Genomic DNA, 21,056 nt, shown 5'->3' on the forward strand with positions numbered 1-21,056 from the left:
GCCCCGCCATGTCCGCCCCCGCCCCCGCACCCGCGGCCGGCGCAGAACCCCCCGCCCCGCATCCCGTGCGGGCGCCGCTGCACGACCCGCACAGCGACCTCGAGGACCGGATCGCCCGCTTCGCGACCATCTGGGGACGGGCCATCTTCCCCGTCACGGCCACCTCCCTGACCCGCCCCGAGTTCGAACAGCACCTCGTCCCGCTCGCCCGGACCCTCACCGAGGCCCTGCACGCCCGCCCCTTCGACGCGAGCGCCGCCCAGGGCGTGGGCGCCGAACTCGTCGCCGTGCACTGCACCGACCCCGAGGCGCTCGCCGGCACCCTCGGCGTCGTCGAGTCCTACCTGGTCCTCTACTGCGGCCCGGACAGCACCGCCGCCGACGGCAGTGACGGCACCGAGGAGTACCGCTCCCGCTGCGCCCGGCTCCAGCACGGCATCGCCGCCGGGTTCGCCCGTGCGCTGCGCGAGCGGACCCTCAGGGAACAGGAGGCCATCGCCCGCTCCGCCCTCACCGCCCGCATCGACGCCCAGCAGGCCCTGCACGCCAGCGAGGAACGCTTCCGGGCCGTCTTCGAGGGCGCGGCCGTCGGCATCGGCATCGCCGACCTCGACGGCAACATCCTGGAGGTCAACGACACCCTCCTCAAGATGTTCGGCGGCCTGGAAGGACACGTCCGCAGCCGCAACGTCAGCGAGTGGGGACACCCCGACGACACCCCGCACGTCTGGAAGATGTACGGGGAACTCGTACGCGGCGAGCGCGAGCACTACCGCGTCGAGAAGCCCTACTACCGGCACGACGGCACCGTCCTGTGGACCAACCTCACGGTCTCCCTCCTGCGCGACGCCGACGGGCTCCCCCAGTACCAGCTCGCCCTGATGGAGGACACCACCGAACGCCGGCTGCTCAACCTGCGCCTGCGCTACGAGGCCACCCACGACGCACTGACCGGGCTGCCCAACCGCACGCTGTTCTTCGAACGGCTGGAGAAGGCCCTGAACGCCGCCCCCGGCAGCCGCTTCGGCCTGTGCTACCTCGACCTCGACGGGTTCAAGGCCGTCAACGACAGCCTCGGCCACTCGGCGGGCGACCGGCTCCTCGTGGAGGTGGCCGACCGGCTCCAGAGCTGCGCCACCGGGCCCGGCGAGGTCGTCGCACGGCTCGGCGGCGACGAGTTCGTCGCCCTCACCACCGGCCCCGGTGCCCAGACCGAGGAGCAGGTCACCGACCTCGCCGTCCGCATCCTGACCGCCCTGTCCACGCCCATCCGGCTGGAGGGCAGGGAGCTGTCCGTGCGCGGCAGCATCGGCATCGTCGAGGGCGCGTCGGGCGAGCGCACCCCCGCCGAAGTGCTGCGCAGCGCCGACATCACCATGTACCGGGCCAAGGCGGCCGGCGGCAACCGCTTCGAGTTCGCCGACGCCGAGGCCGACGCCCGCGCCATCACCCGGCACGGCCTGACCAACGCCCTGCCGGCGGCGCTGGAACGCGGCGAGTTCTTCATCGAGTACCAGCCCCTGGTACACCTGCACGACGGCAGCGTGCACGGCGCGGAGGCCCTGGTGCGCTGGTCGCACCCCCAGTACGGAGTGCTCGGCCCGGACCGCTTCATCCCGCTCGCCGAACGCACCGGCCTGATCGTGCCGCTCGGCCGCTGGGTCCTGGAGGAGTCCGTCCGCCAGGCCCGCACCTGGCAGCGCGAGCACGGCGGTGCGCCCCTGCGCGTCAACGTCAACCTCTCGCCCACCCAGCTGACCCATCCCGGGCTGGTCGCCGACACCCTGCGCGTCCTGGAGTCCTCCGGCCTGGCCCCCGGCGCGCTGTGCCTGGAGGTCACCGAGTCGGCGCTGATCGGAGCCGACGACGAACTCCTCGAACCGCTGCGCCGCCTCGCCGCCCTCGGCGTGGACATCGCCCTCGACGACTTCGGCACCGGCTACTCGAACCTCGCCAACCTGCGCCGGCTGCCGGTCAGCGTCCTGAAACTGGACCGCTCCTTCACCCAGGGCATGCAGCAGGAGCCGGCCGACCCCGTCGACGTCAAGATCGTGGAGGGCATCGTCGCCCTGGCCCACAGCCTGGAGCTGGCGGTGACGGTCGAAGGAGTGGAGACCGGGGCCCAGGCGGCCCAGCTCCGCGCCCTCGGCTGCGACACGGCCCAGGGCTGGTACTACGCCCGCCCGGGCGCCCCGGACCGCATCCACACCCTCTCCCTCTGCGACGCCGTACCCACCCGGTGAGGCGGCGGCCGGGACCCCGGCCGGGGCGGCCCCCTGCGCGAAGTCAGCGCATCCCGGCCTCCGTTCCCCGGCCGGGCTCGCGGACCGCGGCGAGGACCCGCCGGTGCCGTGCGGCGGTGTCGGCCAGCAGCCGCTCGGCCACCGGGAGCCGCTCGGCCTCGTAGCCGTCGAGGGCGTCGGCCGGGGCCGGGCCCGGGAGAGCGGCGGCCAGGGTCCGGGCGAGGGCGGCCGCGTCCTGGGTACCGGTGTTCATGCCCAGTCCGCCGGCGATCGGGTGGACGTGCGCGGCGTCCCCGGCGAGCAGGATCCGGCCCTCGCGCATCCGGGCGGCCCGGCGGACGTTGACCCGCCAGCTGGAGAGCCAGCCCGCATCGGTCAGCCGTATCCCCGGTATCCCGGCGTACCGGTCGAAGAGCCGTTGGAAGCCCTCGATCGTGGGCGGCAGCGGCTCGCCGTCCGCGTCGGTCTCCGGCGCCGCCTGGAGCTGGAAGGTGTCCGTCCCCGGCATCGGACAGAGCAGGATCCCGCCGCCTTCCGAGGTGAACCACTGGTGCCAGTGGTCCCGGCTCAGCCCGGGCGCCCGCACGTCCCCGACGACCATCGTCGGCTTCTCCTCCGTGTACCCCTCGAAGGGGATGCCGAGGAGCTCGCGGGTCGTGCTCCGGCCGCCGTCGCACCCGGCCGCGTACTCCGCCCGGACCGCACGTCCGTCCGCCAGACGAGCGGTGACCCCGGCCGGATCCTGGGCGAGCCCGGTGACCCGGGCCCCGTACTCGACGCGGACGCCGAGACCGGCCAGCCGCTCGCGCAGGACCTCCTCGACCTGCCACTGGCCGATCAGGAGGCCGCCGCCGTCCGCCGGGGTGTCCGCGACGTGGGCGCCGTCGAAGTACTTGCGCAGCACCAGGCCGCGGGACCCCACGGCGGCCAGCCGCTCCCCGACCCCGAGCCGGGCCAGCACCTCCAGGCCGTCCGGAGTGAGCCCCTTGGCCCGGGACTCGCGGTGGGGGCCGGAGCGCTGCTCCAGGACGCGGACGGACACGCCGCGCAGGGCCAGGTCGCAGGCCAGGGTGAGCCCGGTGGGCCCGGAGCCCGCGATCAGCACCTGGGTCGTCGGTCCGGTCGTCGTGCCCGCCGCTGCCGTCTCGGCCGTTGCCGCCTCGGCCGTCGTCGTGCCGACCGTCGTCGTGTCGCTCATCGGAGGTCCTCTCTCGTCGTCGCCGATCCCTCGTCGCTGAACCAAGGAAAGCGCGCCGCGAGAAAAAATGCAACCCGGTCACGAAATTGACTTGGTTGTATTTCGGCCGTACGGTGGTGCCATGGAGAACACGACGGGTCTGCGCGAGAGCAAGAAGCTGCGTACGCGTCGCCAGCTGGCGGCCACGGCGCTGGAACTCTTCCTGGAACGGGGCTTCGACGCCGTGTCCGTGGCCGATGTGGCCGCGGCGGCCGAGGTGTCGAAACCCACCCTGTTCCGGTACTTCCCCAGCAAGGAGGACCTGGTCCTCGACCGTTTCGCCGACCATCAGGACGAAGCGGCGCGGATCGTGCGCGGCCGGCCTGCGGGACTCGGCCCGGTGGGCGCGCTGCACGAGCACTTCCGTACGGCCCTCGCCGAGCGCGATCCCATCACCGGGCTCTGCGACCACCCCGGCGTGCTGGCGTTCCAGCGCCTGCTGTACTCCACGCCCAGCCTGGAGAGCCGGATCGCCCACTACACGGCCCGCGAGGTGGAGCTGCTCGCCGCCGCCCTGGAAGCCGAGCGGGTCGAGCCCCTGACCGCCCGCCTCGCCGCGACGCACCTGGTGGCGGTCCGTCATGAACTGGGCCGGGAGAACTGGCGCCGCATCGACGCGGGCAGCACGGCGGAGGAGGCCTACCCGGCGGCCGTCACCGACGCCGACGGGGCCTTCGGCATGCTGGCCGACGGACTCGACCGGACGCTGGGCCCCCTGATATCCCGGCCCTGAGGCGGGTGGGACCGCCGGGCCGGGCATGATGCCCGGTGCGGGCCCGCCGGGCGGCGGGCCGGAGAGGCGGGTGTGCGGATGGCCGCGCGGTACGTGACCGAGCTGGTCGGGGCGTTGGAGCAGTACGGGGAACAGCCCGCGATCGGAGCCGGACCCCGGGTCCTGGGCTTCACCGAGGTGCTGGACGCCGCCCACCGGCTGGCCGGGGCCCTCGCGGATGCGGGGGTCGGGCGGGGGACGGGCCTGGCGTGCGTGACGGGCGGCAACCGGCCGGAAGCGCTGCTGGTACGGATCGCCGCGCATCTGCTGGGGGCCCGGCTGACCCAGGTGGTGACCGGACCCGCGGTCCACGGCCTGGAGTTCATCCTCCGGGACTGCCTTCCGGGCCTGGTGGTGCACGACGTTCAGGTGCCGGCCACGGGCGTGCGGCTGCTCGGCCTGGACGACCTGATCGCGCGGGCCGCGGGGCGGGAGCCCGCCGAAGTGCCGGTGCGGGCGCGGGAGGAGGACGTGGCCCGGGTGACGTACACCGGCGGGACCACGGGCCGGCCCAAGGGCGTGGCCTCCACCTTCGGGGCGATGGCCGCGCGGGACGTCCGGCGCGGGGCCGAGTGGACCGGGGCGGTGCACCTCTCGGTCACCAGCCTCGCCCAGCGGGCCGGCGGCCGGTGCCTGGAGCAGCTGCGGGCCGGGGGCAGGGTGGAGATCCTGGACCCCTTCACGCCGGGGGAGTTCGCGGCGGCCTGCCGGCGGCTCGGGCCGGTGTCCACGTACCTGACGCCCCCGATGGTGTACCGGCTGCTGGACGATCCCGCGACCGCAGGGGGCATCCCGGGCCTGGAGGCGGTCTCCTACGGGGCCTCACCGATCCTTCCCGACCGGCTGCGCGAGGCGGTGACCCGCTGGGGCGGACGCTGGCGGCAGGGCTACGGGATGAACGAAGCAGCCGTGATCTCCCGCCTCACCCCGGCCGACCACGACGCGGCGGTGTCCGGCCGGCCCGGACTACTGGCTTCGGCGGGGCGCCCGGCCGCGGGCGTCGAGGTCCAGGTGCGCGACGAGCGGGACGCGGTACTGGCCGCCGGGCGCACCGGGGAGCTGTGGATCCGGTCGGCGGCGATGATGACCGGCTACTGGAACCAGCCCGAACTGACCGCCGAGGTACTGCGGGACGGATGGCTGCGGACCGGCGACCTCGGCCACACCGATGCCGACGGGTACCTCTACCTGGACGACCGGAGCAAGGACGTCGTGATCGTCGACGGCGTCAACATCTACAGCCTGCCGGTCGAGGCGGCACTGGCCCGCCACCCGGCCGTGGCCCGGGCCGTCGTCGTCGGACGGCCCGGCGCGGCCACCGGCGAGGAGGTCTGCGCCTTCCTCGTGCCGGCCCCGGGCCACACTCCGAGCGCGGCGGCCGCCGCCGAGGCGTGCGAGCTGGTGGCCCGTGAACTGGCCCCGGCGCACCGCCCGACGGCGGTCTTCTGGGAACGGGACATCCCCCTCACGGACCGCGGCAAGCCCGACAAGCGCCTCCTCCGCTCCCGCGCACAAACCAAGCCACTCCGCCCCGCCCCGCGCCCCCACCCCGACCACTAACCGGACCCGGCTACCGGCCCCGGCCCCGGACGGGCCCCGGCCCCGGTCCCCACCCCGGCCCCGGTTCCGGTCCCGGCCCGGGTCCCCACCCCGGCCCCGGTTCCGGTCCCGGCCCGGGTCCCCACCCCGGCCCCGGACGGGCCCCGGCCCGGGTCCTGGCCCGGCCCGGGCCGCGGACAAGGACGGGGTTGGGGGGTCGCGTAGGCCGGTTGTGCGGGTTCTCGTCGGGGCCCGGGGTTGCCCGGGGGCAGGGGCGGCCGTCGGCCGGTGGCGGGCGCCGCCTCGGCCCCATGCCGGGGGCTCGGGGCGTCTCAGCCGGTCAGGATGCGTTTCAGTTCGCGGGCCGCGCGGGGTGGGGCCACGTCCGTGCGGTGGGCCAGGGCGATCGTGCGGCGCAGGGGCGAGCCCGCGAGAGGGGTGGCGCGCAGGCCGGGGCCGCCGTGTTCCACGACCATCTCCGGGACCACCGCCACGCCCAGCCCCGCCCGGACGAAACCCAGGACGGCGTCCATCTCGCCGCCCTCCACCGTGAACACCGGCTCGAACCCCGCCGCCCGGCAGGCGCCGACCGTCAGGTCCCGCAGGTCGTAGCCGTGCCGGAACATCACCATGGGCTCCTCGCGCAGGTCCGCGACGCTCAGCTCACCGCCCCCGCCCGGCGGTGGCAGATCGCGGGACGAGACCACCACCAGGTCCTCCGTCAGCAGCTCCACGGTGGTCAGTGCGGGCGCCGACGGCGGCAGCGGCAGGACGATCAGCGCCAGGTCCAGGACCCCGCGTGCCAGTTCCCGTACCAGGTCCAGCGACCCGCCCTCCTCGATCAGCAGCTCGATGCCCGGGTGCGCCGCGTGGAAGGTGCGCAGCACCTCCGGCAGCATCCCCGTGCACACGCTCGGCGTGGCTCCCAGCCGCACCCGGCCGCGCCGCAGCTGGAGCAGCTCCTGCACCTCCAGCCGCGCCGTGTCCGCGTCGGCCAGGATCCGCCGGGCCAGCGGCAGCAGCGCCTCCCCCGCGTCGGTCAACGCGATGTTCCCCCGCGCCCGGCTGAACAGCTCGGCGCCCAGCTCCCGTTCGAGCGCCTTGATCTGCTGCGACAGCGATGGCTGGGCCACGTGCTCCCGCTCGGCGGCACGCGTGAAGTGCCGGGTCTCGGCCACGGCCACGAAGTACACGAGCTGCTGGAACTGCATCACCCCAGGCTAGCGGTAATCGGGCACCTCCATAGGGGATGCCTATCGCGATCAGCTCCACCATGTCTTGGACCTTTCGGGACCTTGGTCCCTACGGTCTCCTTATGGCTCTGGCAACGCGGACGGATCGACGGCCGTCCACCACGCGCACGCTCTGGGACTCCACCGTCGGCAAGAAGTCCGTGATGGCCGTTTCCGGCCTGATCATGCTCGGCTACCTCGTCGCGCACATGTTCGGCAACCTGAAGATCTTCTTCGGCGCCGGCGAGTTCAACGGCTACGCCCACGCCCTGCGCACCCTCGGCGAACCGTTCCTGCACTACGAGTGGGCCCTGTGGACCGTCCGCGTGGTCCTGGTCGCCGCCGTCGTCGCGCACGCCGTCTGCGCCTACCAGCTCAGCCGCCGCGACCTGAAGGCCCGCCCGGTGCGGTACGCCCACAAGCGGCGCCGCGCGAGCTACGCCACCCGCACCATGCGCTGGGGCGGGATCATCCTCGCCCTCTTCATCATCTGGCACCTCCTCGACCTCACCACGCTCACCGTCAACCAGCGCGCCTGGGCCGGCCACCCGTACGAGAACGTCCTCGCGACCTTCTCCACCTGGTACGGCAACACCATCTACATCGTGGCCATGGCGGCCCTCGGCCTCCACGTCCGCCACGGCTTCTGGAGCGCCGCCCAGACCCTCGGCGCGGGCAACGCCCGCCGCGAGCGCGCCCTGAAGTTCCTGGCCAACGCCCTGGCCCTCGTCCTCTTCGCGGGCTTCGTGTCCGTCCCCGTCGCCGTCATGACCGGAGTGGTGAGCTGACCATGAGCACCGAGTACGCCGCCTACACCACCGGCGACCCCATCGCCGACACCAAGGCCCCCGCCGGCCCCATCGCCGAGCGCTGGGACCGCCGCCGCTTCGAGGCGAAGCTGGTCAACCCGGCCAACCGCCGCAAGCACACCGTGATCGTCGTCGGCACCGGCCTGGCGGGCGGTGCCGCCGGCGCGACCCTCGCCGAGCAGGGCTACCACGTGGTCCAGTTCTGCTACAGCGACTCCCCGCGCCGCGCCCACTCCATCGCCGCCCAGGGCGGCATCAACGCCGCCAAGAACTACCGCAACGACGGGGACTCCGTACACCGGCTCTTCTACGACACCGTCAAGGGCGGCGACTTCCGGGCCCGCGAGTCCAACGTCCACCGCCTCGCCCAGATCTCCGTCGAGATCATCGACCAGTGCGTGGCCCAGGGCGTCCCCTTCGCCCGCGAGTACGGCGGCCTCCTCGACACCCGCTCCTTCGGCGGCGTCCAGGTCTCCCGCACCTTCTACGCCCGCGGCCAGACCGGGCAGCAGCTGCTCCTCGGCGCCTACCAGGCGCTGTCCCGCCAGATAGCGGCCGGCAACGTCGAACTGCACGCCCGCACCGAGATGCTGGACCTGATCACCGTCGACGGGGTCGCCCGCGGCATCGTCGCCCGCGACCTCGTCACCGGCCGCATCGACACCTACTACGCCGACGCCGTGGTCCTGGCCAGCGGCGGCTACGGCAACGTCTTCTACCTCTCCACCAACGCCATGAACTCCAACGCGACCGCCGTCTGGCGGGCGCACCGGCGCGGCGCGTACTTCGCCAACCCCTGCTTCACCCAGATCCACCCCACCTGCATCCCGCGCACCGGCGACCACCAGTCCAAGCTCACCCTGATGAGCGAGTCCCTGCGCAACGACGGCCGCATCTGGGTCCCCAAGGCCAAGGGCGACACCCGCCCCGCCGCCGAGATCCCCGAGGACGAGCGCGACTACTACCTGGAGCGGATCTACCCCTCCTTCGGCAACCTCGTCCCCCGCGACATCGCCTCCCGCGCCGCCAAGAACGTCTGCGACGAGGGCCGCGGCGTCGGCCCCGGCGGCCAGGGCGTCTACCTGGACTTCGCCGACGCCATCCGCCGCATGGGCCGCGACAAGGTCGCCGAGAAGTACGGCAACCTCTTCGAGATGTACGAACGGATCACGGCGGAGAACCCGTACGAGGTCCCCATGCGGATCTACCCGGCCGTCCACTACACGATGGGCGGACTGTGGGTCGACTACGACCTCCAGACCACCATCCCCGGCCTGTTCGCGATCGGCGAGGCCAACTTCTCCGACCACGGGGCCAACCGCCTCGGCGCGTCCGCGCTGATGCAGGGCCTCGGCGACGGCTACTTCGTCCTCCCCTCCACCATCAACGACTACCTCGCCCGCCACCCGCACCACGAGGCGGTCGACGACAGCCACCCCGAGGCGGCCGCCGCCGTCCGCGAGACCCGCGACTGCCTCGCCAAGCTGCTGGCCGTCGACGGCGACCGCACCCCCGACTCCTTCCACCGCGAGATCGGCGAACTCATGTGGGAGTACTGCGGGATGGCCCGCACCGAGGAGGGCCTGCGCAAGGCGCTGGCCCGCATCCCCGAGATCCGCGAGGAGTTCTGGCGGCGCATCAAGGTCCCCGGCAGCGGCGAGGAGTTCAACCAGTCGCTGGAGAAGGCCAACCGCATCGTCGACTACCTCGAACTCGCCGAGCTGATGTGCCTCGACGCCCTCCACCGCGCCGAGTCCTGCGGCGGCCACTTCCGCGAGGAGTCCCAGACCCCGGACGGCGAAGCGGCCCGCCGCGACGAGGAGTTCGGCTACGCGGCCGCCTGGGAGTACCGCGGCACCGGCGCCGCACCCGTCCTGCACAAGGAAGACCTGGTCTTCGAGTACGTCCACCCCACCCAGCGGAGCTACGCATGAAGCTCACCCTGCGCGTCTGGCGCCAGCGAAGCGCCGACGCCCCCGGCGCCATGGCCTCCTACGAGGTCGACGGCATCTCGAAGGACATGTCCTTCCTGGAGATGCTCGACACCCTCAACGAGGACCTCATCCTGCGCGGCGAGGACCCGGTCGCCTTCGACCACGACTGCCGCGAGGGCATCTGCGGCGCGTGCAGCCTCGTCATCAACGGCGACGCCCACGGCCCCGAACGCACCACCACCTGCCAGCTCCACATGAGGTCCTTCACCGACGGCGACACCATCGACGTCGAACCCTGGCGGGCCTCGGCCTTCCCCGTGGTCAAGGACCTCGTGGTGGACCGCAGCGCCTTCGACCGGATCATCCAGGCCGGCGGCTACATCACCGCGCCCACCGGCTCCGCGCCCGAGGCCCACGCCACCGCCGTGCCCAAGCCGGCCGCCGACTCGGCGTTCGAGCACGCCGAGTGCATAGGCTGCGGCGCCTGCGTGGCGGCCTGCCCCAACGGCTCCGCGATGCTGTTCACCTCCGCCAAGGTCAACCACCTGAACGTGCTCCCGCAGGGTTCGCCCGAGCGCGAGACGCGCGTGCTGGACATGGTGGCGCAGATGGACGACGAGGGTTTCGGCGGCTGCACCCTGACCGGCGAGTGCGCCACCGCCTGCCCGAAGGGAATCCCGCTGCCGTCGATCGCCGCGATGAACAAGGAATGGCTGAGGGCGCTGCGCAAGCGCTGACCCGCTCCGGCGGCCCTCCGCGTGCGCCCGAACGGCCGACCCGGCCTGACGACCCGATCCGCCGACCGGGCGCACGTGGGCGCCGTCCGCCGCGCCGCGCCCCCGCCGCGTCCGCACGGCGGGGCACAGTGGGCGCATGCCAGCAGCCTCCGGCGGCCCCGGACCGCACCGCCGCACCGTGCTCGCAGCCCTGGCCGCCCTGGCGCCCCTCGCGGCGGCCGGGTGTACGGAGCAGGAGCGCCGCCCGCCCGCGCCCGGACCGCAGCCGCCCGCCAAGGACGCCCTCGTCATGGTGATCCCGCACGCGGAGAAGCCCTATGCCGGAGCCACCGGTGAGGACGACGAGGGCAACGAGGACCCCGGCTTCCTCGCCGGACGGGGCCGCCGCCGCGCCGAGGAACTGCACCGCCTCTTCGGCCCCGCCCACGGCGCCCCGCTGCCCCGGCCCGCCGCGCTCTTCGCCACCGGGGGACCGCAGTCCGCCCCCGCCCGGTGCCGGCAGACCCTGGCGCCCCTGGCCACCGCCCTGCGGGTCCCCGTGCAGGACCGGTTCGCCCTCGGCGCCGAGACGGACCTCGCCCCGGCCGTCCTGGCCGCCCCGGCGCCGGTCCTGCTGTGCTGGGAGCCCGCCGGCATCCCCCGCCTGGTCCAGGCCCTCGGCGCCCACGGCGTCCTGGGCCTCCCCGCGGCCTGGCCCGACCGCAGCGACCTCGTCTGGACCCTCACCCGCAGCCGCGGCACCTGGTCCTTCCGCGAACTCCCGCAGCACCTCCTGCCCGGGGACGCGTAAGGCCCGGGAGCGCGCAGGCCCGGGGCCGTCCGGCAGGCCCCGGGCCCTCCGGCGCGCCCTACCGGCCCAGCGCCCGCGCCAGGTAGGGGCCCGTGCGGCCGGCCGCCGACGCGGCCACCTCCGCCGGCGGGCCGCAGGCCGTGATGCGGCCGCCCTCCGTGCCGCCGCCCGGACCCAGGTCGATCACCCAGTCGGCCCCCGCCACCACCTCCATGTCGTGCTCCACGACCACCACCGAGTGGCCCGCATCCACCAGCCCGTGCAACTGCCGCAGCAGCACCCGCACATCGGCCGGATGCAGCCCCGTCGTCGGCTCGTCCAGCAGGTACAGGGTGTGGTCGCGGCGCGACCGCTGGAGCTCCGTCGCCAGTTTGATCCGCTGGGCCTCGCCGCCCGACAGCTCCGTGGCCGGCTGCCCCAGCCGCAGGTAGCCCAGGCCGATCTCCTGCAGCGCCCGCAGGCTGCGCGCCGCCGCCGGGACCTCCGCGAAGAAACCGGCCGCCGCCTCCACCGTCAGCCCCAGCACCTGCGCGATGTCCAGCCCCTCGTAACGGACCTCCAGCGTCTCGGCGTTGTACCGGGCGCCGGCGCACTGCGGGCAGGGGGCGTACGTACTGGGCAGGAACAGCAGCTCCACCGAGACGAAGCCCTCGCCCTGACAGGTCTCGCAGCGGCCGCCCGGCACGTTGAAGGAGAACCGGCCCGCCTTCCAGCCGCGCTCCCGTGCCTGCGCGGACGCCGTGAACAGCTTGCGCACGACGTCGAACAGCCCCGTGTACGTCGCCAGGTTGGAGCGCGGCGTCCGGCCGATCGGCTTCTGGTCCACCTCCACCAGCCGGCGCACCGGGAAGTCCGGGCCGCCCAGCCGCGCGGCCACCTCCTCCGCGAGCACCCGGCCGACCAGGGTGGACTTCCCCGAACCCGACACCCCGGTCACGGCGGTGAAGACCCCGAGCGGGAACTCGGCCGTCAGGTCACGGAGGTTGTGCCGCCGGACCCCCTCGAGCCGGACCGAGCCGGTGGCGGTGCGCACCGGCCGGGCGGCCCCGGAGGCGGCGGCCGGCGCGAACAGGTGCCGGGCCGTCGCCGACTCCGCGACCCCCGCCAGGCCGCCGGGCGGCCCGCTGTACAGCACCCGGCCGCCGTGCTCGCCGGCCAGCGGGCCGACGTCCACCAGCCAGTCCGCGCGCCGCACTACGTCCAGGTTGTGCTCCACCACGAACACCGTGTTCCCCGCCGCCTTGAGCCGTTCCAGCACGCCCAGCAGCGCCTCGGTGTCGGCCGGGTGCAGCCCCGCCGACGGCTCGTCCAGCACGTAGACCACCCCGAACAGCCCCGACCGCAGCTGGGTCGCCAGCCGCAGCCGCTGGAGCTCCCCCGCCGACAGGCTCGGCGCCGTCCGGTCCAGGCTCAGATAGCCCAGCCCCAGCTCCGTGACCGGCGCGATCCGCGCCCGCAGGTCAGCCACCAGCACCCGCGCCGCCTCGGTGTCCGGTGCGGACCCGGCCAGTACGGAGTCCAGCTCGCCCAGCGCCAGCGCCGCCAGCTCCGCGATCGTCCGCCCCGCGAAGGTCACCGCCAGGGCCTCCGGCCGCAGCCGCCGCCCCTCGCACACCGGGCAGGGCGCGTCGGTGAGGAACTTCTCGGCGCGCGCCCGCAGGGTGGCGCTCTTGGTGTCGGAGAAGGTCCGCATCACATAGCGGTGGGCGCTCATGTACGTGCCCTGATAGGGGCGTTGGATGCGGTCCGCCTCGCGCACCGGGTGCACCGTCACCACGGGCTGTTCCTCGGTGAACAGGATCCACTCCCGGTCCTCGGCTGGCAGCTCCCGCCAGGGCCGGTCCACGTCGTGGCCGAGCACCTCCAGGATGTCCCTCAGGTTCTTGCCCTGCCAGGCCCCCGGCCAGGCGGCGATCGCGCCCTCACGGATCGACAGGTCCGGGTCGGGGACGAGCAGTTCCTCGCTGGTGCGGTGGATCCGGCCCAGGCCGTGGCAGGAAGGGCAGGCGCCGGAGGCGGTGTTGGGGGAGAAGGAGTCGGAGTCGAGCCGCTCGGCGCCGGGCGGGTAGTCGCCGGCCCGGGAGAACAGCATCCGCAGGGAGTTGGAGAGCAGGGTCACCGTTCCCACCGAGGAACGCGAGCCGGGGGAGGAGCGGCGCTGCTCCAGGGAGACGGCGGGCGGCAGCCCGGTCACCGAGTCCACCTTCGGCGCGCCGATCTGGTGGATCAGACGCCGGGCGTACGGGGCCACGGACTCGAAGTAGCGCCGCTGGGCCTCGGCGTAGAGCGTGCCGAAGGCCAGGGAGCTCTTCCCGGACCCCGACACCCCGGTGAAGACGGTCAGGGTGTCGCGCGGGATGTTCACGTCCACCCCGCGCAGGTTGTGCTCCCTGGCGCCGCGGACCCGTACGCAGGGATCGAGGGCGTCGCGGGGGACGGCGGGGGCATCGGGGGAAGGCTGGTGCATTCGCCCCAGTTTAGAGCGACCGGCAAATGGATCATTTGAGGCGCCGGGTCGTGGGGCGAGTGTCCCAGCGGCAACGTGGTCGCGCGGCGGATGAGCATACGGAGCGTGACGAGTGTGGCGGCAAGGTAGAGGTCAGCGGTCACCCACCGCCTCCCACTCTGGCCTCTCCGCAGATGGACGTCTTACCGATTGGTAGGTTGACGTCCGCAGCGAGGCAGTCTGGGGGAACTGGTGGGGATGCGAAGCGGGCGCCGAGGCGCCGGGGTGCTGTGGACGTGGGGCGCGGCCGCTCTGGCGGTCCTGGGCGGAGTGAGCTGGCTGCTGGCATGGGGCATGGCCCCGCCGGAGGGGTCTGTGACGGCGTTGACGGGGCGGGGGCCTAGGGGTTTCGCCACTTCGGTGCTGGGCGCGGTTGCTGCCGGGGCCTGGATGGCCGCGTCCGGTGCGCTCGCGATTGCGCTGGTCATTGGGGCGGTGGATACAGTGCGGGGCTGTTGGCGTGCTGGTCGCCGGTCGGGTATGAGCGCCGGGGCTCTGCTGGCAGTAGGCGTGGCCGGTGGGGCAGTCCTGGCCTGGGTGCACCGGATGCTGGCGGAGATCGTCCCGGAAGGCTCCATCGAGGTGCGGCCACACCCGGGCGCCATGGGGTCCATGGAGGTTTCGTACGGGCCCGATCTGGTCGGGATCGTGCTGATGGTCGTGGCGGTGGGCCTTGTCCGGGGATGCCGCCGTGCTGGTCGTCAGCCGAGGGGCCATGGGCCAGGCGCCCGCGCGTAAACCGGCGCATGGTGCTGGCTGCCGCGGGATGTCATCCCGGCCGTGAGGGCAGGCACGCGCGTGGAGTTCTCTTCGCTCAGTGATCACCGGAGGGCCCGTGCCCCCCAGTGCCGTCTTGCCTGCTCGAACCCCTGTGGAATCAGTTCGCCGCCCTACTGCCGACGCGGGGTGAGTTCGCGGCGACCCATCCGCTGGGCTGCCACGCCGTCGGATCCCGGACCGGGTGGTCTTCGAGCACATCGTGCAGGCTCTGGTGCACGGTTCCGGGTACGAACGGATCTCCAGTCCTGGCTGCTCGGACCGCACGATCCGGCGCCGCATCAAATCATGGGCCCAGATGGGGATATCGGAGCAGGTCCATGCGCTGGCTCTCGAGGCACACGACCGCATGATCGGCCTTGGACTGGCCGAGATCGCCGTGGACGGCTGCATCACCGAGGCACCCTCGGGTGGCCAGCGGGCCGGCCGCTCCCCAGTCGACCGGGGCAAGCGGGGCCTGAGGCGATCGGTGTCCTCGGACGAGGCCGGGGTGCCGCTGGGCATCGTCTCCACCGGTGCCAACCGACACGACTCACCTCTGCTCCGTCCCACTCTGGAAGCGATGAAAGCTCAGGTCGGGCCCCTGCCAGTGGAGGTGAACGTCAACCTTGACCGCGGCTACGACAGTGCCCAGCCCCGTTTCTTGCTGGACGAGTTCGGCTTCACCGGCGAGATCGCCCGCAAAGGGGTCCCCGCCCCGATCCAGGCCGGGAAGCGGTGGGTAATCGAGCGGACCCACTCCTGGATGAACGGCTACGGCAAGCTGCGACGTTGCACCGAGAAGGCCGGTCAGGCCGTGGACTTCTACCTCGACCTTGCCGCCGCACTCGTCACGCTCCGTATGCTCATCCGCCGCGCGACCAGCCGCTACCGCTGGGACACCCGCCCCACGACCCGACGCCTCAAGTGATCCATCTGCCGGTCGGTCTTTGTGGCGTACGAGGTCCGGTGGTGCGGCCGGAGCCATGGCAGCAGGGCCCACGGCGCGCGGAGCCCCGGCGGCCGTGGGCCCTGGCAGCCGTGACCCCGGCAGCCGGGGCCACGGCATCCGGAGCTACCGCAGCCCGGCGATCCGCGACAGCCGGCGGAAGGAGTCGAGCAGGGCCGCCCGGTCGTACGTGGAAGTGGTGACCAGCAGCTCGTCCGCCCCGGTGGCCTCCGCCAGGGCGGCCAGGCCGGCCGCGACCCGTTCCTCCGTACCCGCGAGGTGCCCGGCGAGGGCGCCCTCGTACAGCTCCCGCTCCTTCGGGCCGAGCTCCATCGCCTCGACCTCTTCGGCCGGCCGCAGGGGCGGGAAGCTGCCCCGCGTCCGCGAGTGCGCCAGGGACCAGGCCTCCGGCACCAGGATCCGCCGCGCGGCCTCCTCGCTCTCCGCGACCGCCACCGTCCCCGAGACCACCACGTACGGCTCGGCGCCCCACGCCGACGGCCGGAACTCCCTGCGGTACGCCGCGACGGCCTCCGCCACCCGGGCGCGGGCCCGCAGGTCGCCCACCACCACCGGCAGCCCGGCCCGGGCGGCGATGGACGCACCCGCGCCGGTGGCCAGCACGAACGGCGGGATCCGCAGCCCCTCCGCCGGACGGGCGTGCACCTCGGGGTGGACGCGCTGGGTGCCGTCGATCCAGCCCAGCAGCTCCGCCAGCTGCTCCTCGAACCGGTCGGCGTCGCCCGTGTCACGGCCCAGGGCGCGCCGGATGCCGCCGGTGAAGCCGACCGAGCGGCCGAGGCCCATGTCGATCCGGCCGGGGAACAGCGCCTCCAGCACCCCGAACTGCTCGGCGACCACCAGCGGCTGGTGGTTGGGCAGCATCACGCCGCCCGTGCCGACCCGGATCCGCCGGGTGGCGGCCGCCACGGCCGCGGCCAGGACGGTGGGGGCGGAACCGGCGACCCCGGGCACGCTGTGGTGCTCCGACACCCAGAAGCGGTGGTAGCCCAGTTCCTCGGTGGCGCGGGCGAGTTCCACCGTGTCGCGCAGGGCCTGTGCCGCCGGGTGTCCCTCGCGGACGCGGGACCGGTCGAGGACCGAGATTCTTGGGATCACACCCCTCTTCAACGCCCGGCGCCGCCGGGGATTCCCGGCAGCCGGGGTCCCCTCGTCAGGTACGGCTCCCCCTCCTCAGGTACGGCTCCCGCCCTCGCTCTCCTGCGCGCTCTTGAGCTCCGCCGACTGCGCCGCCCAGTCCGCCGCCAGCACCGTGAAGCCTGCGGCGCGGGCGGCCTGGCAGACGAGCTGGTCGTCGTCGACCAGCACCCGCACCTCGCGGCCCCGCGCGATCCGCTGGAGAACCTCCAGCTTGGTCACGCGGGCCGGCCGCCGGTCCCGGTCGCCGCGCATCCACACCCGGCCCTCGGGCAGCCCGTGCCGGGCCAGCCAGTCGGCGGTGTCCGCCCGGCAGCGCTCCGGCCGGCCGGTCAGGTACACCACTTCGCAGTCGGCCGCGCTCTGCACCGCCAGTTCCACCCCGCGCGCGAGCGGCGGGTCGGCAGGCGCCGCGCCGAAGAACCCGTCCCAGTCGCGGGGCCGGCGCTCCAGGAAGTGCTGGCGGTGGCCGGTGTCGGCGAGCGTGTTGTCGATGTCGAAGACGGCCAGCGGACGGCGCGGTGCGGTGGTCTCGGTCATGCCCGCAGCCTAGGCGCAGCGCTGCGCGACCCGGCCGCCGGGGCGCCGGGCCGCCGGGCCGCCCGGGAGCGCGGCAGGGGTCCCCGCGGGCGGGCTCGCGGACGGCCCGTCGGTCCGTCAGTCCTCGCCGTCGAGGCGGAAGCCCACCTTCAGTCCGACCTGGTAGTGCGCGATCTGCCCGTTCTCGATGTGCCCGCGCACCTGTGTGACCTCGAACCAGTCCAGGTTGCGCAGGGTCTGCCCGGCGCGCGTGATCCCGTTCCGGATGGCCTGATCGATGCCCTCGTGGGAGGTGCCGACGATCTCGGTCACCCGGTAGGTGTGGTTGGACATGGGGCCTCCCGCCAGTTGTCGCTTTTGCCTTGTTCCACGGTGCCCCAGTAAGGCCGTGTCCGCGAACTTTGCGTGAACAGTCCCGGCGGGAAGCCCCTTGACCGGCCCATTGGTCTATGCCAATTTCAAGCCATCTGAGATCCAGCCCAGAAGGTGACCCTCGTGAAGAAGCGCTTCCTCGCCGTGTGCACGGCCCTCGCGGCAGCCACCGCCCTGACCGCCGGCTGCGGCGTTCTGGCCGGATCGGACGGCGGGCCCCGGACGGTGACGCTCTGGCTGATGAAGGGCAGCGCCTCGGAGGGGTTCATCGAGAAGTTCACCGCCGACTTCGAGAAGGAGCACCCCGGCATCCACCTGGACGTGAAGATCCAGGAGTGGAAGGGCATCGGCGACAAGGTCAACGCCGTCCTCGCCGGCAAGGGCAAGGAGCACGCCGACGTCATCGAGGTCGGCAACACCCAGGTGGCCCAGTACGTCGAGACCGGCGGGCTCTCCGAGCTCACCCTGGAGGGCCTGCGCACCTGGGGCAGCAAGGACTGGCTCAAGGGCCTCTCCGACCCGGGAAGCGTCAACGGGGCCCAGTACGGCGTCCCCTGGTACGCCGCCAACCGGGTGGTCATCTACAACAAGGACCTCTTCGCGAACGCCGGGATCAAGACCCCGCCCAAGAACCGCCAGGAGTGGATTTCGGCCACCCAGAAGCTCGACAAGGGCGATCAGCAGGGCATCTACCTCCCCGGCCAGAACTGGTACGTCCTCGCCGGCTTCGTCTGGGACGAGGGCGGCGAGCTCGCCGTCGAGACGGGCGGCCAGTGGGTGGGCGCCCTCGACGACGAGAAGGCCCTCGCCGGGATGGACTTCTACAAGCAGCTCCAGGCCCTCGGCAAGGGCCCGAAGAACGCCGACGAGGAGACGCCCCCGCAGGCCGAGGTCTTCGCGCGCGGCCAGGTCGCCCAGATCATCGCCCCGCCCGGGCAGGCGGCCGCGATCGAGGCGGCCGACCCCGCGCTCAAGGGCAAGCTCGGCTACTTCCCCATCCCCGGCAAGACCTCGGAGAAGGCCGGCTCCGTCCTCACCGGCGGCTCCGACCTGATCATCCCGGCGAAGACGGCGAACCGGACCGACGCCGTCGACCTGATCACCGCCCTGGTCAGCGAGAAATGGCAGACGGAGCTCGCCCGCACCATGAGCTACGTCCCCAACAAGACCACCCTCGCCCGGGTGGTCGAGGGCAACGAGGGCGCCGCCGCGATGGCCGCCGGAGCCGCCCAGGGCCGGGCCACGCCGAAGTCCGGGCGCTGGGCCGCAGTCGAGGCCAAGAACCCGCTCAAGCCCTACATGACGGCCGTGCTCAGCGGCCAGGACCCCCGCCAGGCGGCGAAAACGGCCTCGGAGACCATGGCCCAGGTCCTGAACTCCGACCGCTGAGCCCCGAACGCTGCCCCCGGCCCCTGGGCCCAGACCCCTGAGCCCAGACCCCTGGGCCCAGGCCCCTGAGCCCAGGCCCCTGAGGTCCGAACGCCGAGGCCGTCCGCCGGGCGCCTGATCCGTGCGGCGGACGGGCGCCTGATCCGTGTGGCGGGCGGGCTCATGATCTGCTGATCCGACGGGCCGCTGAGCCGCTGAGCTGCGCGCCCGGCCCGTCGCCGCCCGCCGAGTTCAGCCTCCGCACATCCGGGGGCCGCTGGGCGGTCATGTCGAATCCAGCCGGTCACGGAAGAAGTAAAGGAGCCGGGTCCGCCACCCGCGGCCCGGCTCCCCGTGCCCGGATCAGGAGCAGCCATGACCATCGCCCCCCTGTCCCCGTCCCCCCTCGCACCCGCAGCCCCGGCCGTCCCCGCCCCGGCCCCCGCCGCACCCGCCGCCCCCTCCGCCGCCCCCCGGTACGCCGTCCGCCTCGCCCGTGACGAGGACGAGGTCCGCGCCGCCCAGCGGCTGCGCCACCAGGTCTTCGCCGGAGAGCTCGGTGCCCGCCTCGACGGCCCCGAGCCGGGCCTGGACTCCGACGCCTTCGACGCCTACTGCGACCACCTCCTGGTCCTCGACGAGGAGACCGGCCAGGTCGTCGGCACCTACCGGCTGCTGCCCCCGGAGCGCGCCGCGGTCGCCGGACGGCTCTACTCCGAGGGCGAGTTCGACCTCTCCGCCCTCGCCCCGATCCGTTCCGACCTGGTCGAGGTCGGCCGCTCCTGCGTCCACCCCGACCACCGCAACGGCGCCGTCATCGCGCTCATCTGGGCCGGCCTCGCCCGCTACATGGAGCGCACCGGCCACAACTGGCTCGCCGGGTGCTGCTCGATACCGCTCGCCGACGGCGGGGTGCTGGCCGCGGCCACCCGCGAGACCGTCCTGGCCCGCAACCTCGCCCCGCAGGAGTACCGGGTCACCCCGCACCTGCCGTGGAGCCCCGAGGGCGTCACCCTCCCCGGCACCCGCCTGGAGCTGCCGCCGCTGCTGCGCGGCTACATCCGCCTCGGCGCCTGGGTCTGCGGGGAGCCCGCCCTCGACGCCGAGTTCGGCTGCGCCGACCTGTACGTGCTGCTCTCGCTGCGCCGGACCAACCCGCGCTACCTGAGCCACTTCCTCTCGCTCGCCCCGGCCGCATGAGCAACTGGCTGCTCCCCACCGCGCCCTGCACCCCGCAGGCCTGCGCCGGCCACCCGGGCCGGGCCGCGAGCGTCCCGCACGCGGTGCTCCGGCTGGCCGGCACCCTCGCGCTGGTCCTGCTGGCGGTCCCGGCCGCCCCGCCGGTGCGGCTGCTGCCCGCCCGGCCCCGGCGCGCGCTGATCCGGGCCTGGTGCACCGTGCTCCTGCGGTCCCTGGGGATACGGATCACCGTGCACGGCACCCCGGGACCGGACGGGGGCCGCCTCATCGTCGCCAACCACATCTCCTGGACGGACATCCCGCTCGTCGCAGCCGCCCTGCCCAGCCGGATGCTGGCCAAGAGCGAGATCGGCGCCTGGCCGGTGCTGGGGCGGCTCGCCGCCCGGGCGGGCACCCTGTTCATCGAACGCGACCGGATCCGGGCCCTGCCCCGGACCGTGGCGACGATCGCCCGGGCGCTGAGCGCCGGGGACCGGGTCACCGTCTTCCCCGAGGGCTGCACCTGGTGCGGGCGCGCCCAGGGGCCGTTCCGGCGGGCCGCGTTCCAGGCGGCGCTGGACGCGGGGGTGCCCGTACAGCCCGTGCGGATCGCCTACCGGCTGGGGGACGGGGAGTTCGCCGGGGCGCCCGCCTTCGTCGGGGACGACACGCTGACCGCCTCCCTGTGGCGGATCGCCCGCGCCCGGGGCGTACGCGCCGAGGTGCGGCTGCTGCCCCGGATCCCCGAGGGCCGTCACGCCGACCGGCGCGCGCTCGCGGCGGCCGCGCAGCGGGCGGTCCTCGGGACCCGGGAGCCGCAGCGGACCCCGCTGGCCGGCGTACCGGCCCAGCAGCGCCCACAGCACACCCCGGCCGCACACGCACCGTCCGCGCACGGAGCGGCCGCAAACGCACCGGCCGCACACGCACCGTCC

15 protein-coding genes and 2 pseudogenes are annotated in these 21,056 nt (G+C 73.9%); 11 read left to right on the top strand and 6 right to left on the bottom strand.

Annotated features, from left to right (window positions below; genetic code table 11):
• The first annotated feature begins 8 nt into the window (after window positions 1-8).
• The gene (locus BX286_RS31125; protein WP_398898908.1) at window positions 9-2,243 is read left to right on the top strand and encodes a bifunctional diguanylate cyclase/phosphodiesterase; all 2,235 of its coding nucleotides are present in this window, start codon (window positions 9-11) and stop codon (window positions 2,241-2,243) included.
• 43 nt (window positions 2,244-2,286) lie between these two features.
• Here BX286_RS31125 and BX286_RS31130 read toward each other — a convergent pair whose 3' ends face one another.
• The gene (locus tag BX286_RS31130) at window positions 2,287-3,441 is read right to left on the bottom strand and encodes an FAD-dependent monooxygenase (protein ID WP_121016988.1); all 1,155 of its coding nucleotides are present in this window, start codon (window positions 3,439-3,441) and stop codon (window positions 2,287-2,289) included.
• A gap of 121 nt (window positions 3,442-3,562) precedes the next feature.
• On the opposite strand from BX286_RS31130, the gene BX286_RS31135 reads away from it, so the two are divergent.
• Window positions 3,563-4,213, top strand: coding sequence for a TetR/AcrR family transcriptional regulator (locus BX286_RS31135; protein ID WP_079430822.1), 651 nt, complete (start codon window positions 3,563-3,565; stop codon window positions 4,211-4,213).
• Between the two features lie 78 nt (window positions 4,214-4,291).
• A complete protein-coding gene (locus BX286_RS31140) occupies window positions 4,292-5,812 on the top strand; it encodes an AMP-binding protein (protein WP_148710304.1) in 1,521 nt (506 codons plus the stop codon).
• Between the two features lie 311 nt (window positions 5,813-6,123).
• Here BX286_RS31140 and BX286_RS31150 read toward each other — a convergent pair whose 3' ends face one another.
• Window positions 6,124-7,002 (bottom strand): LysR family transcriptional regulator, encoded by an 879-nt coding sequence (locus BX286_RS31150; RefSeq protein ID WP_079430824.1) that lies wholly within the window; start codon window positions 7,000-7,002, stop codon window positions 6,124-6,126.
• A 104-nt stretch (window positions 7,003-7,106) separates the two neighbouring features.
• On the opposite strand from BX286_RS31150, the gene BX286_RS31155 reads away from it, so the two are divergent.
• The 4 genes from BX286_RS31155 (at window position 7,107) to BX286_RS31170 (ending at window position 11,293) form a co-directional block, all read left to right on the top strand.
• Window positions 7,107-7,811 carry a succinate dehydrogenase cytochrome b subunit gene (locus BX286_RS31155; protein WP_121016992.1) on the top strand — a complete coding sequence of 235 codons (705 nt, stop codon included), beginning with the start codon at window positions 7,107-7,109 and terminating at the stop codon, window positions 7,809-7,811.
• A 2-nt stretch (window positions 7,812-7,813) separates the two neighbouring features.
• Window positions 7,814-9,766: a fumarate reductase/succinate dehydrogenase flavoprotein subunit gene (locus BX286_RS31160; protein WP_100862346.1), complete on the top strand. Its 1,953-nt coding sequence runs from the start codon at window positions 7,814-7,816 to the stop codon at window positions 9,764-9,766.
• Window positions 9,763-10,503: a succinate dehydrogenase/fumarate reductase iron-sulfur subunit gene (locus tag BX286_RS31165; protein WP_079430827.1), complete on the top strand. Its 741-nt coding sequence runs from the start codon at window positions 9,763-9,765 to the stop codon at window positions 10,501-10,503. The genes BX286_RS31160 and BX286_RS31165 overlap by 4 nt, the downstream gene beginning before the upstream one ends.
• Before the next feature lie 136 nt (window positions 10,504-10,639).
• Window positions 10,640-11,293, top strand: a complete 654-nt coding sequence (locus BX286_RS31170; protein ID WP_261340949.1) for a hypothetical protein — start codon at window positions 10,640-10,642, stop codon at window positions 11,291-11,293.
• 58 nt (window positions 11,294-11,351) lie between these two features.
• Here the strand turns inward: BX286_RS31170 and BX286_RS31175 are convergent, their stop codons facing one another.
• The gene (locus BX286_RS31175) at window positions 11,352-13,760 is read right to left on the bottom strand and encodes an excinuclease ABC subunit UvrA (protein ID WP_121016994.1); all 2,409 of its coding nucleotides are present in this window, start codon (window positions 13,758-13,760) and stop codon (window positions 11,352-11,354) included.
• An 884-nt stretch (window positions 13,761-14,644) separates the two neighbouring features.
• On the opposite strand from BX286_RS31175, the pseudogene BX286_RS31185 reads away from it, so the two are divergent.
• Window positions 14,645-15,486, top strand: a pseudogene (locus BX286_RS31185) (IS5 family transposase).
• A 144-nt stretch (window positions 15,487-15,630) separates the two neighbouring features.
• Here the strand turns inward: BX286_RS31185 and BX286_RS31190 are convergent.
• From BX286_RS31190 to BX286_RS31200, 3 genes are all read right to left on the bottom strand, one after another.
• Window positions 15,631-16,623 carry an MsnO8 family LLM class oxidoreductase gene (locus BX286_RS31190; RefSeq protein ID WP_079430830.1) on the bottom strand — a complete coding sequence of 331 codons (993 nt, stop codon included), beginning with the start codon at window positions 16,621-16,623 and terminating at the stop codon, window positions 15,631-15,633.
• A 75-nt stretch (window positions 16,624-16,698) separates the two neighbouring features.
• Window positions 16,699-17,202, bottom strand: coding sequence for a hypothetical protein (locus BX286_RS31195; protein ID WP_079430831.1), 504 nt, complete (start codon window positions 17,200-17,202; stop codon window positions 16,699-16,701).
• Window positions 17,203-17,319: 117 nt separating this feature from the next.
• Window positions 17,320-17,535, bottom strand: a complete 216-nt coding sequence (locus BX286_RS31200) for a dodecin (protein ID WP_045951223.1) — start codon at window positions 17,533-17,535, stop codon at window positions 17,320-17,322.
• Window positions 17,536-17,697: 162 nt separating this feature from the next.
• Here BX286_RS31200 and BX286_RS31205 point away from each other — a divergent pair, with 162 nt between their 5' ends.
• From BX286_RS31205 to BX286_RS31215, 3 genes and pseudogenes are all read left to right on the top strand, one after another.
• Window positions 17,698-18,963 carry an extracellular solute-binding protein gene (locus BX286_RS31205; protein WP_121016998.1) on the top strand — a complete coding sequence of 422 codons (1,266 nt, stop codon included), beginning with the start codon at window positions 17,698-17,700 and terminating at the stop codon, window positions 18,961-18,963.
• A gap of 354 nt (window positions 18,964-19,317) precedes the next feature.
• A complete protein-coding gene (locus tag BX286_RS31210; protein ID WP_100862344.1) occupies window positions 19,318-20,142 on the top strand; it encodes a GNAT family N-acetyltransferase in 825 nt (274 codons plus the stop codon).
• Window positions 20,139-20,981 (top strand): annotated as a pseudogene (locus BX286_RS31215) (lysophospholipid acyltransferase family protein); the annotation flags it as partial. The gene BX286_RS31210 and the pseudogene BX286_RS31215, both read left to right, overlap by 4 nt.
• Window positions 20,982-21,056: the final 75 nt, after the last annotated feature.

It is taken from the genome of Streptomyces sp. 3211.6 (assembly GCF_003634815.1).
GTDB lineage: Bacteria > Actinomycetota > Actinomycetes > Streptomycetales > Streptomycetaceae > Streptomyces > Streptomyces katrae_A.

What these genes read in the sequence shown, in the direction of transcription:
- BX286_RS31130 (WP_121016988.1), bottom strand. Translation starts at nt 3,441, where the DNA reads ATGAGCGACACGACGACGGTCGGCACGACGACGGCCGAGGCGGCAACG.
- BX286_RS31155 (WP_121016992.1), top strand. Translation starts at nt 7,107, where the DNA reads ATGGCTCTGGCAACGCGGACGGATCGACGGCCGTCCACCACGCGCACG.
- BX286_RS31195 (WP_079430831.1), bottom strand. Translation starts at nt 17,202, where the DNA reads ATGACCGAGACCACCGCACCGCGCCGTCCGCTGGCCGTCTTCGACATC.
- BX286_RS31165 (WP_079430827.1), top strand. Translation starts at nt 9,763, where the DNA reads ATGAAGCTCACCCTGCGCGTCTGGCGCCAGCGAAGCGCCGACGCCCCC.
- BX286_RS31160 (WP_100862346.1), top strand. Translation starts at nt 7,814, where the DNA reads ATGAGCACCGAGTACGCCGCCTACACCACCGGCGACCCCATCGCCGAC.
- BX286_RS31150 (WP_079430824.1), bottom strand. Translation starts at nt 7,002, where the DNA reads ATGCAGTTCCAGCAGCTCGTGTACTTCGTGGCCGTGGCCGAGACCCGG.
- BX286_RS31125 (WP_398898908.1), top strand. Translation starts at nt 9, where the DNA reads ATGTCCGCCCCCGCCCCCGCACCCGCGGCCGGCGCAGAACCCCCCGCC.
- BX286_RS31170 (WP_261340949.1), top strand. Translation starts at nt 10,640, where the DNA reads ATGCCAGCAGCCTCCGGCGGCCCCGGACCGCACCGCCGCACCGTGCTC.
- BX286_RS31210 (WP_100862344.1), top strand. Translation starts at nt 19,318, where the DNA reads ATGACCATCGCCCCCCTGTCCCCGTCCCCCCTCGCACCCGCAGCCCCG.
- BX286_RS31135 (WP_079430822.1), top strand. Translation starts at nt 3,563, where the DNA reads ATGGAGAACACGACGGGTCTGCGCGAGAGCAAGAAGCTGCGTACGCGT.
- BX286_RS31175 (WP_121016994.1), bottom strand. Translation starts at nt 13,760, where the DNA reads ATGCACCAGCCTTCCCCCGATGCCCCCGCCGTCCCCCGCGACGCCCTC.
- BX286_RS31200 (WP_045951223.1), bottom strand. Translation starts at nt 17,535, where the DNA reads ATGTCCAACCACACCTACCGGGTGACCGAGATCGTCGGCACCTCCCAC.
- BX286_RS31140 (WP_148710304.1), top strand. Translation starts at nt 4,292, where the DNA reads ATGGCCGCGCGGTACGTGACCGAGCTGGTCGGGGCGTTGGAGCAGTAC.